General features: G+C 64.2%; 12 protein-coding genes. 7 read left to right on the top strand and 5 right to left on the bottom strand.

The genetic code is table 11. The features are described 5' to 3' along the window. Positions 1 to 3: 3 nt before the first annotated feature. Positions 4 to 1,260 carry a glycosyltransferase family 4 protein gene (locus ALII_RS0113470; RefSeq protein WP_210163446.1) on the bottom strand — a complete coding sequence of 419 codons (1,257 nt, stop codon included), beginning with the start codon at positions 1,258 to 1,260 and terminating at the stop codon, positions 4 to 6. 846 nt (positions 1,261 to 2,106) lie between these two features. Between ALII_RS0113470 and ALII_RS22990 the strand changes: the two genes are divergently transcribed. Continuing rightward, complete coding sequence (locus ALII_RS22990) at positions 2,107 to 2,727, top strand: glycosyltransferase family 4 protein (protein ID WP_210163445.1); 621 nt, start codon at positions 2,107 to 2,109, stop codon at positions 2,725 to 2,727. A 33-nt stretch (positions 2,728 to 2,760) separates the two neighbouring features. On the opposite strand, the gene ALII_RS0113460 is transcribed toward ALII_RS22990, so the two are convergent. Further along, positions 2,761 to 4,149 carry a membrane protein gene (locus tag ALII_RS0113460; RefSeq protein WP_024587831.1) on the bottom strand — a complete coding sequence of 463 codons (1,389 nt, stop codon included), beginning with the start codon at positions 4,147 to 4,149 and terminating at the stop codon, positions 2,761 to 2,763. A gap of 264 nt (positions 4,150 to 4,413) precedes the next feature. Between ALII_RS0113460 and ALII_RS0113455 the strand changes: the two genes are divergently transcribed. Next, entirely contained in the window at positions 4,414 to 4,797 is a 384-nt protein-coding gene (locus ALII_RS0113455; RefSeq protein WP_024587830.1) for a hypothetical protein, read from the top strand. Positions 4,798 to 4,804: 7 nt separating this feature from the next. Here the strand turns inward: ALII_RS0113455 and ALII_RS0113450 are convergent, their stop codons facing one another. Beyond that, complete coding sequence (locus ALII_RS0113450; RefSeq protein WP_024587829.1) at positions 4,805 to 6,172, bottom strand: oligosaccharide flippase family protein; 1,368 nt, start codon at positions 6,170 to 6,172, stop codon at positions 4,805 to 4,807. Between the two features lie 182 nt (positions 6,173 to 6,354). Then, entirely contained in the window at positions 6,355 to 7,266 is a 912-nt protein-coding gene (locus ALII_RS0113445; RefSeq protein ID WP_024587828.1) for a LysR family transcriptional regulator, read from the bottom strand. Positions 7,267 to 7,418: 152 nt separating this feature from the next. Between ALII_RS0113445 and ALII_RS0113440 the strand changes: the two genes are divergently transcribed. Genes ALII_RS0113440 through ALII_RS0113420 form a run of 5 tightly spaced genes read left to right on the top strand, consistent with a single transcriptional unit; the run spans position 7,419 to position 11,680 of the window. After that, on the top strand, positions 7,419 to 8,198 hold the full coding sequence (locus ALII_RS0113440; protein WP_024587827.1) for a 5-oxoprolinase subunit PxpA: 780 nt from the start codon (positions 7,419 to 7,421) through the stop codon (positions 8,196 to 8,198). Positions 8,199 to 8,210: 12 nt separating this feature from the next. Further along, entirely contained in the window at positions 8,211 to 8,453 is a 243-nt protein-coding gene (locus ALII_RS0113435) for an acetyl-CoA carboxylase (RefSeq protein ID WP_024587826.1), read from the top strand. A 5-nt stretch (positions 8,454 to 8,458) separates the two neighbouring features. Next, positions 8,459 to 9,847 carry an acetyl-CoA carboxylase biotin carboxylase subunit gene (locus tag ALII_RS0113430; protein WP_024587825.1) on the top strand — a complete coding sequence of 463 codons (1,389 nt, stop codon included), beginning with the start codon at positions 8,459 to 8,461 and terminating at the stop codon, positions 9,845 to 9,847. After that, a complete protein-coding gene (locus ALII_RS0113425; RefSeq protein ID WP_024587824.1) occupies positions 9,844 to 10,719 on the top strand; it encodes an allophanate hydrolase subunit 1 in 876 nt (291 codons plus the stop codon). The genes ALII_RS0113430 and ALII_RS0113425 overlap by 4 nt, the downstream gene beginning before the upstream one ends. Further along, a complete protein-coding gene (locus ALII_RS0113420) occupies positions 10,709 to 11,680 on the top strand; it encodes a biotin-dependent carboxyltransferase family protein (RefSeq protein ID WP_024587823.1) in 972 nt (323 codons plus the stop codon). Before ALII_RS0113425 ends, ALII_RS0113420 begins: the two co-directional genes overlap by 11 nt. Here the strand turns inward: ALII_RS0113420 and ALII_RS0113415 are convergent. Then, positions 11,677 to 12,675 (bottom strand): GntR family transcriptional regulator, encoded by a 999-nt coding sequence (locus tag ALII_RS0113415; protein WP_051375892.1) that lies wholly within the window; start codon positions 12,673 to 12,675, stop codon positions 11,677 to 11,679. The genes ALII_RS0113420 and ALII_RS0113415 overlap by 4 nt on opposite strands. Positions 12,676 to 12,847 lie beyond the last annotated feature (172 nt).

The following is a 12,847-nucleotide window of genomic DNA, read 5'->3' as shown; positions in this document are numbered from 1 at the left end:
CGCTCAGTCCGTCGCGTGCTGCATGGCGGGCAACAGATCGTCCGGTTTGGTGGATCGTCCGAGCACCCAGTCGTAGACTTGCAGAATCTGGCGGGCCTTTCGGTCCCAGGTGAAATGGCTTCGGACCCGATCCCGCGCGTTCAGCCCGATGGTCGAAGCCAGATCGGGATTTTCCGCCAGACGTTCGAGTTCGGATCGAAACCGCTCGACGATTTCCCTTCGGGTGCCGATGGGCACCTTGATGCCGGTTTCGTCGGTGACGATTTCGCCGGGGCCGGCATAGTCGACGATCAGAGGCGCAAGCCCCAGCGCCATCGCTTCCATGACCGCGCCGCCGCCGAATTCACGGATCGACGGGAATGCGAACAGCGTACATTGCGAGGCAACCGTCCGCACATCGGCGTGCGCCATCCAGCCGTGAAATGTCACCGCATCCGATGCTCCATTGCGAATGACCAAGTTTTTCAACCCGCTCAGCAACGGACCGTCGCCGATCATGTCCAGGCGAAGACGCCCGGCCAGGAGCAGCGGCATGGCAGCTTCGAGAAGGATATCGGGGCCCTTGTAGGGCACCATCCTTCCGATGAAACAGCCTCGCAACGGCACCGAGAGAGGGGGCTTTGGCGAGGACGCCCAGTTCGTGTCGATCGCGTTTTCCGGCAGGTAGATGCACTTTTCCCGGAACCGGAGCGGTATCTCGCTTTCGGTATGCCTGGAGCCGACAATGATGGCGGCGGAATTTGCAAGGGTGCTGCTGCGTCCGGGCGCCAGCTTGTAGAGGCTGCGGACGTAGGAGAGCACTTCGCGCTCGCGTCGGCGCTCGCTGTCGAAGCCCTTCGGCCACGGCACGCCACCGTTGAGCGGGCCCAGAACGAACGGCGTACCGGCTCGGGCGCAGCGCCGGGCGAGGGGGCTGGGAATCGTCGGGCTCAACGGCGTCACCCGATGCACGACATCATATCTGCCGGCTTTGATGTCCTTGCCGAAAGATTGCCAGACCAGGTGCTCGAAATAGGGATAGGACAATGCCGCGAAGGCCTGCAGCGTCGTCCAGCCCTTTCCCTCGCCCATCCGCAGCAGACTGCCGATCTTCCAGAGCGGGCGGGCGACGGCTTCGGAATCGATGGCCGTGAAATCGACGTTTTCGAGAAGACCTGCCCGCAGAAAAGCGTCGCGGTTCCTGACCTGCGTGACGATGTGGACATCGGCAACCTGGCGAAGCGCCTTGCAGAGGGACCATCCCACGAGCGGCACGCTCACCCATTCCGGATTGGCCGCTTCAGCAATGACGAGCAGCTTGAGACGCGATGACATGGTCTTGGGTCTAATTTCCCGCGTGAAAACCCAGTAAGACGGACACAAAAACTTCGCCGCCGCAACTAACACTTATTGTATATTGCGTCCGGTGGCGGGGCAGGCTGGAATAACGTCCTGCCCGCCGGTTTTCAGCGGGGTTCGATCATTGGGTTGGCGATGGACGATCTCGTACAAGCACGCTGGTCGACATTGGCGGGAAAGGCGAGACGCGACCTCAGGCTCGGCTATTTCGTGCCGGAATTTCCCTCCCAGACGCACGCCTTCTTTTGGCGCGAAGTGCAGGGATTGCGCGCTGATGGCCTCGATGTGCGCCTGATCTCGACACGGCGGCCCAAGCATGGCTCGCCGCATTCCTTTGCGGCTGCGGCAATCAGTGAGACGCGATACCTCTTTCCACCCAGGTGGGGAGCCGCGCTTGGCCGATTGCTGTCCCAGCCGCGGCGAACCCTCGAAGCGCTTCGCTACGTGCTCAGTCTCGCCGAGGCTTCGCCGCGCGAGCGGCTTCGCACGATTGCGTTGATCCCCTCGGCTGCGGACCTTGTCGAGTTCTGTCGTAGCGAAGGCATCTCCCATGTCCACGTCCATTCCTTTGCGAATGCGCTCCACATCGCGGCAATAGCCAAAATCCTCGGGGGCTCGGCTTACAGTGCGACCCTGCACGGAGACTTGTCGGTTTACGGGACCGACCATGCTCGCAAGCTTGAGCGCGCCGCATTCGCCAGTTGCGTCACAAGACCTCTCGCGACGCAACTGGCAACGGTCAGCCGCGGCGACGTGCCCGTCATAACGATGGGCGTCGACATCGATCGATTTCGGCCTCTGGAGTCGAAGACCACCGTGCCGGATGCAGCGATCCGTGCCGTCAGCGTGGCGCGCCTCAATCGGGCCAAGGGCCATGAGTATTTCCTCGAAGCCATGGCGCGCCTTGTCGCGGACGGCATCGATCTGCGCTATACGATTGCCGGCGAAGGATCGTATCGCGCCTCGATAGAGGAGGTCGTTCGCCGCTTGAACCTCGGCGATCGCGTGACGTTGCTGGGTGCAATCTCTGAAGAACGCGTCCTTGCGCTTCTTGGCGAATCCGACTTTCTGGTGCTGAGCAGTTTCGGCTATGGCGAGGCGGCGCCGGTCGCGGTCATGGAGGCCATGGCGTGTGGGCTGCCGGTGATCTGTTCTCGCATCGGCGGCACGGCCGACATGATCGAGGACGGTAAGGACGGACTGCTCGTCGCACAACAGGATGTCGATGGGCTGGAAAGGGCCGCGCGGATACTCGCCACCGATCCGCTCGAGCGCGAGCGTCTGGCTCGTGCGGCGCGGCAGACTGCCTGCAGAAAGTTCGACTATCGCGTGACCGCGGCACAACTGGCGGGCGTCATTCGCACTTCCCTCGCGGCGGCGCGGTCCTGATCGATCACGGCTTTGCCTGAAGGCGCGTCGGCACTATGCCGGCCGCGAGGCCATCTGCGGCTGGCGCGTGATCTGGCGCGCGGGCACACGCGCCAGTTTCTCGGCATAGCCCAGCAGCGCGCCCGTCAGCAGCCAGGTCAGAGGCGTCAGGGTGGCGTTTGGTATGAGATCGATCATGTTGAAGGCGAGCATCAACGCAAGCGCACCAAGATAGGGTGTTTCCGTGATGTCCGGCAGGGAACGCACCTTGCGCCTCAGCATGAGCAGCGGCGATGCGAGCAGCCCGAACTGGGCGATGAACGCGAACCAGCCGCCGATGCCGATGACGATGATCCATAGACCGTCGGAAATGGACACGGGGAAGCCCGTCGCGTCGTCGTGGATCATGTTGCGGTTCCAGGCACCCCAGCCGAAATAGGGCTTCTCCTTCGCGCGCTCCAGAAGCGCTTCCTCGTTGTCGAAACGGAACTGCAGCGACTGCATTCTTTGTTCGTCGACGCGAGCCGCCTGTTCCAGCATCGCTTCCACAGGCACGAGATTGGCACCCCGCAGAACCGGGTAGGCGATCACGAGAACGGCCAGGAGGGCGGCCACGCGCAATTGGGTGCGCCGGCTCGCCAGGAAAACCAGCGGCACGATTGCGACGGCCAGCACGAGCGGTCCGAGGCTGCGGCAGAAAATCAGCACGATGGCGAGATAGATGGTCGCGAAGAGATAGCGCATCCTGTTCTGCGGATCGGCCGCCCGCAAGGCGGCAACGGCCGCTGCCAGCGCGGTCACGGCGAAGAATGCGACCCACAGGCCGTGCTGCAGGAAGACGATGGGACGGAATCCGCCGAACCTGAAGGTCTGGTCGAAGCCGTGCTGGAAGAAACCATAGATCTTCACGTTGAGCTGCGGGCTCATCCGAACTTCGTAGAGCATCGGTATCGAGTAGATCAGCCCGCCGATCAGGAGCGCCCGGACGATCTCCCTTTGCGCGGCGGGTCCGGCAAGGACGTCCCGTGCGAGCAGGAAGGGAAGCAGCATCATGAACTGGTAGGCGCCGCTCGAAACGATGTCCCATGGCGTCAGGCCCGGCAGCCCGCCGACCGTGAAGAGCACCGGCTCCCGATTGGTCAGCACCGTCCCGATCGGGCTGAACAGGATCATGAGAACCAGGATTTTGCCGAGCATCGTGGCCGGAAGAATCCGCACCCGCCGCCCCATCACGGTCAGGCACATGGCGGCCGCAAGCGACGGGATCGTGTGCTTGTCGAGAGCGGGCAGGGCAGGCAGGTCGATGACGACGGCTGGCGGAAGGATCAGGTAGCCGCCCAGAACGGACCAGATCAGCGCGCGCTCCAGCGGCATCCGGCGGAACATCGCGATGACGACGAGCGGCCATACTCCAAGCATCATGAACGCGAAAGCATTCGGCATCGACCGCGCCCCGATTTACCCCGTAATTCTCGCCGGAGACTTGGTGCGACCGAGTCTTGATGCCGACGATGTTCTGCCCGAAATCATGCTCGTCAAAATATAAGCATGAGGGATCACCATAGAGTGCGCCAAGCATCGCTTGAAGTAGGTAATCTTGACTAGAGATCGGTGCCGCGACTTCGGCTAGCATGGTGCCGAGTTCATGCTGGTGGCCCGTCGACAGGCCTGTCCGGCAGGCGTGTTTCGATGGGGTTTGGGGGGGTAATGTTCCATCGTCGGCTTTCCATTTTGTCGTTCCGCATGCGCTCGCCCTTGCGCGATGCAGAGACGGACCGATCGAGAAGCGAAAGGCTGATCCGTTTCGTCGACGAGATCGCCGCCGAGGTGACGGCGGAGCGCAGCGGCCTTGCCGTGCGGTATCGTGAAGCCTGCATCTCCGCAGGCTTCGCCTCCGATGCGGCCGGAACGACGGTCAGCGTCGAGCGCGAGGAACGACTTGCCGAACTGTCCGCGACCATCATCGCGTGCGAGCGCCGCCTGACGACGCTCGGCCGGCATCTCCAGTTGCTCGCGGAGGCGAAGGCCGACATCGGTCAGATGATGCCCGAGATCGCTCGCACGGAGCCGACCTCCATCAGCGGCGACTGAGCGCGCCTTACGATCCGCGCCATGACCAAAGGGTCGCGATCGCATCCTGGTTGACCCACAACGCCGACGCGGCGAAGGCAAGCCCGATGCCGGCGAAAACGGCATCGTGCAGCGGGTCCCAGGCGCCGTGCCGGCGCGCCAGCCAGACGATCGCGAAATGCGTGGCGAAGGCGGCGAGTGCCTGGCCGGCCAGCGCTCCGATCAGGCCGGCCTGTTCGAAGCCGATCATCAGCCCGCCGATCTGCAGCGCCGCGCGCACGACGAAGACGGCGAAATAGCTGCGCGAGTCTCCCGCTGCCAGCGCGGACTGGTCGTAGGTCAGCCCGACGAGCTGGACGATTTGGATGCAGGCGATGATGACGACGATGCCGCCGGCCGCCGCATAGCGCGGATCGTAGAGCAGATCGACGAGCACCGCGCCGCTGAACGCCATCACCGCCAGCATTGCCAACACGCCCGCCGTCAGGGTGAAGCGCATCCAGCGTAACCGGGTGAAGTTTTCGGGCGATGCCTGTGGTGGGCGTTCGCGATAAAGCGGGATGAGAATGCGCGCGATGACCGCGCCTCCCAGGAGAAGCGGGAAGCTCGCCAGGAAATAGCCGATATTGTAGATGCCGAGGCGTTCGATCGAGAGATACTTGCCCAATATGAGCTTGTCGCCCTGGAGGACCAGGAAGCCGAGTGCGGTGCTAAAGAAGATCCATTTTCCGAAATGGACCAGTTCGTGAACGGACTCCCGCTCCCAGCGCAGGCGGTTCGTCTTTCCGGGCAGGAGAAGATGGGCGAAGATCAGGAACGTTCCGGCCGCGATCACACCGCCGATGACGAGCGCCCATACGGAGCGCATGTACCAGGTGAGCGCGACCATGATGACGAGCGCGATGACCTGGTTGAGAAGCTCGATCGCCGTGATGCGGCCTAAGAGCAGGTGACGGTTGGCCGTGATCAGGCGGGTCGGGTTGAAGCCGGAAATGACGAGGGCTAGCCCGGCGACGGGCAGGAGCTGCGCCAGCGCCGGTTCGCCGTAAAAGCGCGCGAGCGGCAGGGCGAGGATGCAGGTCCCCAGCCACATACACACCCCGCGCACGACCTGGATCGTCCAGGCGGTGTTGAGGAAATCCTCGTCGTCGCCGCGCTTGTTCTGCAGGATCGAGGGCCCGAGCCCGACATCCGAGAACATCGCCAGCCCGGCGATGAAGACGCTCACGAGAGCCATCAGGCCGAAGGCTTCTGGGAATAGCAGCCGCGTCAGAACGAGGTTCGAGGCGAGCCGCAGCACCTGCGCGACGGCAAAGCCGGAGGCGGTCCAGCCTGCTCCGCGCACGACGCGCGCGACGAGGTCGTTGCTTCTCAAGAGCCGGGCGATGCCGTTCATCACGCGCTCGCCGTCGCGCCGAGGCATGGCCGCCGCATGCAGATGGCTGGAAAAACCGTGAAGCCCATATCCCCCAACCAGGCCGAACCCCTTTTACCACCTCCGGTACAATGCCGCGCCGCCGCGCAATGCGAAAGGGCAAAAGCCGCGCGTCATTCGATTGCGTCGATCGTCGAAGGGCTTTAGCGCGCTGGCGTGATCGGCCGGTTGAACGCCTGCTGGAAGTAGGTGCGCAGGGCGCGCATCGGATCGGAAAAGGTCGCGTCCCGGTGCCAGGCGAGGCCGACTTTCATCGGCGGCATCGGGTCGGAGAGCACCATCGTCTCCAGCCGCTCGCCTTCCAGCGACCAGGGCCGGTAGACCATGTCGGAGAGGATCGCGACGCCTTCTCCGCCGGCCACCATCGAGCGCACCGCCTCGACCGACGATGTCCGCAGCGTCACGCGCGGGCGATAGAGCGACTGGCTCCAGTATTTCATCGCCGTCTGCGCGGCCTCGTCCACCGTCAGCATGATGTAGGCCTCCTCCGCCACCTCCTTTAGGCCGACATCGGCGCGCGACAGGAAGCGGTGACGCGAGGACAGCCACAGCCGGCGTGGCGAACTCATCATAGTTTCGGTGGCGATTGACGGGTTGGTGATGTTCGAGGTCAGCGCGAGCGCGATGTCGTAACGCCGGTCGGTCAGCCCCTCTTCGATCGCCTCGCGGTTGAGCTCGAAAAGATGGATGTCGAGGCCCGGATAGGAGCGTTTCAGCCGCTGGATGTGGTGCGGCAGGAAGTAGCCCATCACCGTATAGGTCGCCGCCACCGTCAGCTTCCCCTCGACCGCGTTCGACGGCAGATTGAGGTTGCTGGCCTCCTGCACCTTGCGCAGGATTTCGTAGGCGTGGAACAGGAATTCCCGCCCCGCCGCCGTCAGATCCATGCCGAGCGGCGTGCGGTTGAAGAGGTCGAGCCCGACATGGCGCTCGAGGTCGCGGATCGCGGTCGTCACGGCCGATTGCGAGATCGAGAGCGCGATCGCCGCCTGCGAAATCTGGCCGAGTTCGGCGGTCGCGACGAAATAGCGGATTTGGCGAAGGCTGAACGACATGTGGCATCCGTTCGGTGAAGGGAGGTATCTGAATAATTGAAGATGACGCTTCGGAAAATAGAAATTCCCAAGCATGGAATCAGGCGATAGCGTTTGGTCGTGGAACAGCCGCCAGACCCGGAACGGGCGCGCGGCGCAACGGGAGAGCCGGAATGGCGCTGTCGGCGGTCGACATCAATTGCGACATGGGCGAGGGCTACGGGCCTTGGCAGCTTGGCGACACGTCCGACGACGTCCTGATGGGCCTCATCAGCTCGGCAAACATCGCCGCCGGCTTCCATGCGGGCGACCCCAATCTCATCGATCGCACCGTTCGGCTCGCTGCCGAGCATGGCGTCGGCGTCGGCGCACATCCGGGCTATCGCGACCTGCAGGGCTTCGGGCGCCGGCGCATCGATGGCAGCGCGGCCGAACTCGTCAACGACATCATCTACCAGGTCGGCGCGCTCAAGGAATTCGCCAAGCGCCATGGCGTCCGGCTCCAGCACGTCAAGCCGCACGGCGCGCTCTACATGGAGCTTGCCGGCAACGACGAACTCTCCGACGCCTTCATCGCCTATATGCGCAAGGTCGAGCCCGACACGCCGATCTTCTGCATGGGCATGTCGCGCACCTATGAGCTTGCCCGCCAGGCCGGCCATCCGGTCGCGCGCGAATTTTTCGCCGACCGCGACTATGGCGACGACGGCGCGATCGTCTTCACCCGCCGCGTCGGCCGGCTCGACCCCGAGGCGATCGCGGCCAAGGTCGTGAAGGCCTGCCAGACAGGCAAGGTGACGACGGTCACCGGCAACGAGGTCGACATCGCTTTCGAGACCATCTGTTTTCATTCCGACACGCCGGGGTCGGCGGACATCGCCCGCACCATGCGTTCGCGGCTGACCGAGGCCGGCATCAAGATCGTGCCGCTTTCCCAACTCCTCAACCGATAGCAAGGACATTCCATGAGCAAGCTGGAGATCAAGGCACCGATGCCGGGCACGTTCTACCGCAAGCCGTCGCCCGACAGCCCCGCCTTCAAGTCGGATGGCGACGACATCGCCGCCGGCGACGTGGTCGGACTGATCGAGGTGATGAAGAGCTTTCACGAGGTGAAGGCCGAGGCCGCCGGCAAGGCGATCCGCTTCCTGCTCGAGGATTCCGATGCGATCATGGCCGGGCAGACCATCGCCGAGATCGACGGCTGACCGGCATGGCGATCCGCTCCCTCCTGATTGCCAATCGCGGCGAGATTGCCGTGCGCATCGTGCGCGCCGCGCAGTCGCTCGGCATCCGCGCGGTGCAGGCGCACAGCGCGGCAGACGCGGAATCGCTGGCCGTGCGCATGGCCGACGACAGTGTCCTGATCGGCCCGCCACCTGCGGCGAAGTCCTATCTGAACATCGAGGCGATCATCGCGGCAGCTAGGCAAAAGGGCGTCGACGCCATCCATCCGGGCTACGGCTTTCTGGCCGAGAACGCGGATTTCGCCCAAGCCGTCGTCGATGCCGGCATGATCTTCGTCGGACCCGATGCCGCCGCCATCCGCCTGCTCGGCGACAAGGTCGCCGCGCGCAAGGTGGCGAAGGAGGCAGGCGTGCCGACTGTGCCGGGCAGCGACGGCCGCGTCGCCGATATGGACGAGGCGCGAGCGCTGGTTGAAGAGATCGGCTTTCCGATCATGATCAAGGCGGCGGCCGGCGGCGGTGGGCGCGGCATCCGCATCGTCGACTCGTTCGCCGAGTTCGAAAAGCAGTTCCCGCAGGCCGCTTCCGAAGCCGCGGCAGCGTTCGGCGATGGCGGGCTCTACATCGAGAAGGTCATCACCAAGGCGCGTCATGTCGAGGTGCAGATTCTCGGCGACGGGACCGATGTCATCCATTGCTTCGAGCGCGAATGCTCGCTCCAACGCCGCCGCCAGAAGGTCTGGGAAGAAGCGCCCGCTTTCGGCCTGTCGCCCGAAATCCGCGAGAAGCTGACGGCAAGCGCCGTCGCGCTCGGAAAGCAGGTCGGCTACAAGGGCGCCGGCACGGTCGAATATCTTTATGACGGCGACACGCACGACTTCTACTTCATCGAGGTCAACACCCGCATCCAGGTCGAGCATCCCGTCACCGAGATGATTACCGGCATCGACCTCGTCGCCGAGATGATCAAGATCGCAGGCGGCGCGCCGCTCTCGATCCGGCAGCAGGACGTCGCGATCAACGGCCACGCCATCGAATGCCGCATCAATGCCGAAGACCCGGCGGCGAATTTCATGCCCAACCCGGGCACTGTCGACCGGCTGTCCGTGCCGGAGGGCGATGGCACCCGCTTCGATACGATGCTCTATGAGGGCTATACGGTCCCGCCATTCTACGATTCCCTCCTCGGCAAGATGATCGTCCACGCGCCCGACCGCGCATCGGCCATCGCGCGGATGGGCGAGGCACTCTCGAAGCTCGAGATCGGCGGCATCAAGACGACCGTGCCGCTCCACGCCGCGCTTGCGCAGAACGCCGACGTGCGCGCCGGCCGGTTCGATACGAAATGGCTGGAGCCCTGGCTCGCCGGCAATCCCTTGCGACCCGAAACGACCAAAGCGGAGCATGCTCAATGAAGACACGCTACACATTCGGCGGCGACGAGCACCTGTTCGTCGAGGTGGACGAGGAGATGTCCCTCGACGCCTTCTTCAAGAGCCTGTCGATGACGCGCATCATCGCCGAGCGCAAGATCGCCGGCGTCACCGAAATCTGTCCGGCCAACGCGTCCTTCCAGGTGAAGTTCGACCCCGACATCGTGTCGCCGCAAGCGCTGCTCGACGAGGTCAAGTCGATCGAGAGCCTTGCCGAGCATTCCGATCCGGTGATCGAGACGCGCATCATCGAGATCCCCGTCTTCTACCAGGACCCTTGGACGCACGAGACCTTGATGCGCTTTCGCGAGCGCCATCAGGATCCGAAGTCGAGCGATCTCGAATATGCCGCGCGCATCAACGGTTATGACAGCGTCGAGGCGTTCATCGGCGCACATTCCGGCTCGCCCTGGTTCGTGTCGATGGTCGGCTTCGTCGCCGGCCTGCCCTTCATGTTCCAGATGGTCGAGCGCGAGCGGCAGATCCAGGTGCCGAAATATCTGCGCCCGCGCACCGACACGCCCAAGCTCACCGTCGGCTATGGCGGCTGCTTTTCCTGCATCTATTCGGTGCGCGGCGCCGGCGGCTACCAGATGTTCGGCATCACCCCGATGCCGATCTTCGATCCGGACCAGAAGACCAGCTACCTCTCCGACTTCATGGTCTTCTTCCGGCCGGGCGACATCGTGAAGTTCAGGCCGATCGACCGGGTTGAGTACGACCGCACGGTCGAGGCCGTCGCCAACAACAGTTTCCGGCCGAAGATCAGGGACGTCAGTTTTGACCTGCGCGCCTTCAACGCCGACATTCGCGGCTACAACGCCAAGCTGGAGGGCATGATCAATGGCGGTTAAGGTCATCAATCCGGGCCTCCTGACCAGCGTTCAGGACCTTGGTCGGCCCGGCTATTTCCATCTGGGTATCCCGACCTCCGGCGCGATGGATTCCTACGCGATGCGCGCCGCGAACCTTCTCGTCGGCAATGATGAGGGCGCGGCGGGGCTCGAAGCCGTCTTCGTCGGGCCGAAGCTCGAATTCACGCAGGACAGCGTCGTCGCCGTCACCGGCGCAGAGATGCCGGTTCGCATCGACGGGCAGGAGCAGCCGGGCTGGAGCGCCATTCCCGTCAAGGCCGGGCAGACGCTCTCCTTCGACTATCTCAAATCCGGCGCGCGCATCTATATCGCGATCGCTGGCGGCATCGACGTGCCGGTGGCGCTCGGCAGCCGCTCGACCTATCCGATCGGCGCGCTCGGCGGCTTCAAGGGGAGGGCCATCGCGGCCGGCGACGAACTGCCGGTCGGCAAGGCGCGCAAAGCGGTGAACGGCGCGAGCGTGCCCGAAAACCTTCGCCGCAAGTCGGCGATGCCGGTCGAACTGCGCATCGTTCCCGGTCTCTACGACCACCGCGTCACCAAAAGCTCGCTCGATCGCTTCTTCGACGAGGAGTGGAAGGTCGCGCCGGAGGCCGACCGCATGGGCTATCGCTTCAAGGGCGGCACGCCGCTCGAATTCGTCGAGCGCGAGCAGCCCTTCGGAGCGGGCTCCGATCCGTCCAATATCGTCGACAGTTGCTATCCCTATGGCTCCGTGCAGGTGCCGGGCGGCACCGAGCCGATCATCCTCCACCGCGACGCGGTGTCGGGCGGCGGCTACTTCATGATCGGAACGGTCATCTCGGCCGACATGGACCTGATCGGCCAGTTGCAGCCCAACACGCCGTCACGCTTCCGGCGCGTGACGATGGAAGACGCGATGCAGGCCCGGCACGAGGAGGCGGCGCGGCTCGACAAACTGCGCGCCCATCTGGGCTAAGCGGGGATCAGATAGGGCGCGATATGGCCGGGCTGCGGCAGCACGGCGACGAGCTTGAGTTGCGCGATCGTGCGGTCGCGCGACTTCGACAGATGGCTTTCGAGCATTTCGGCCGCCGAGGCGGTCGAGCCGACGATGATGAGTTCGCCGATCATCCGGATTTCGCGGATGGCGAGCGCATCGCCGAAGAGCCCGAGGCCGAACAGGGCGTTCTGCGAGGCCTGCAGCGTCTTCATGTTGGCCGAGATGAGTTGACGCAGATCCTCGTTGGGAGTGGACAGGATGGCCAGATCGACGAATTCATTGACGAGGCGGAACCAGGTGTCGGGCCGCACCAGCCGTCCTTCCGCCTCGGCCGCGGCCATGGACCGGCAGATGCGCTCCAGCGCGATCCGGTCGATGAATGGTGCGGCCGAGCGTAGCGCGGCGACTTCGAGGATGATGCGCAGCTCGAACTTGTTCTTGATCGATTGCGCCGTCAGCGGCGCCACGATCCAGCGCGAGGTCGAGCTCTTGGTGACGAGCCCGCGCTCCTGCAGCCGCCCCAGCACGTCGCGGATGACCGTGCGGCTCACGTCGAAATGGGCGGCCAGGTCGCTTTCCACGATGCGGAACTGGCCGAAGACGAGGCAGGCCGACACGTCGGCCTCGACCTGGTCGTGAATCCGTTTCCAGTTCGGCCGGTTGAGGGTTTCGTCATGCGCCTCGTCGACGACCAGATGGATGGATTTCAAATCGCTGCGGATCGGCGCCGTGTCGTCGTCGGGCGGGCCGACGACATAGCCGCGCCCGTCGAAGCGACGGATCGCGCCTTCCTCCTCGAGCAGGCCGAGCGCGCGCTTGACCGAGCTGCGCGAGATCTTCAGCCGCTCGGCGAGGGGGCCTTCGAGCAGCACCTGGCCCCGGTCCAGCCGGCCGGTCTCGATGTTCACGCGGATGGTGTCGGCCGCCGTCAGGAACAGCGGTGCCCGGCCTGGCGCCTTGGGGGGAATCATCTCGCTCCGGCTCATCTCGATACGCCTCGCTTTTGGAGACAGTTGCGACCCGGTTCAATCGGGAAATTGGCTAACGTGATTTAGTAACGTACACGAAGATCATTTTTTGAGCGCATCCGGCCAGATTGCGCCCAACCTGTGAGCAGGCTGCAATTTGACCGTGCAGTCTGGC

Origin of the sequence: Aliihoeflea sp. 2WW (assembly GCF_000497755.1) — a bacterium.
In the GTDB taxonomy this organism is placed as follows: Bacteria; Pseudomonadota; Alphaproteobacteria; order Rhizobiales; family Rhizobiaceae; genus Aliihoeflea.
Note: the sequence above shows the minus strand (reverse complement) of the source record. Positions and strands in the feature narration are given on the sequence as shown.

Coding starts and splice junctions, on each gene's coding strand:
- ALII_RS0113420 (WP_024587823.1), top strand. CDS start 10,709: ATGGCGGTTAAGGTCATCAATCCGGGCCTCCTGACCAGCGTTCAGGAC.
- ALII_RS0113435 (WP_024587826.1), top strand. CDS start 8,211: ATGAGCAAGCTGGAGATCAAGGCACCGATGCCGGGCACGTTCTACCGC.
- ALII_RS22990 (WP_210163445.1), top strand. CDS start 2,107: ATGGGCGTCGACATCGATCGATTTCGGCCTCTGGAGTCGAAGACCACC.
- ALII_RS0113455 (WP_024587830.1), top strand. CDS start 4,414: ATGTTCCATCGTCGGCTTTCCATTTTGTCGTTCCGCATGCGCTCGCCC.
- ALII_RS0113440 (WP_024587827.1), top strand. CDS start 7,419: ATGGCGCTGTCGGCGGTCGACATCAATTGCGACATGGGCGAGGGCTAC.
- ALII_RS0113425 (WP_024587824.1), top strand. CDS start 9,844: ATGAAGACACGCTACACATTCGGCGGCGACGAGCACCTGTTCGTCGAG.
- ALII_RS0113460 (WP_024587831.1), bottom strand. CDS start 4,149: ATGCCGAATGCTTTCGCGTTCATGATGCTTGGAGTATGGCCGCTCGTC.
- ALII_RS0113415 (WP_051375892.1), bottom strand. CDS start 12,675: ATGATTCCCCCCAAGGCGCCAGGCCGGGCACCGCTGTTCCTGACGGCG.
- ALII_RS0113430 (WP_024587825.1), top strand. CDS start 8,459: ATGGCGATCCGCTCCCTCCTGATTGCCAATCGCGGCGAGATTGCCGTG.
- ALII_RS0113445 (WP_024587828.1), bottom strand. CDS start 7,266: ATGTCGTTCAGCCTTCGCCAAATCCGCTATTTCGTCGCGACCGCCGAA.
- ALII_RS0113450 (WP_024587829.1), bottom strand. CDS start 6,172: ATGAACGGCATCGCCCGGCTCTTGAGAAGCAACGACCTCGTCGCGCGC.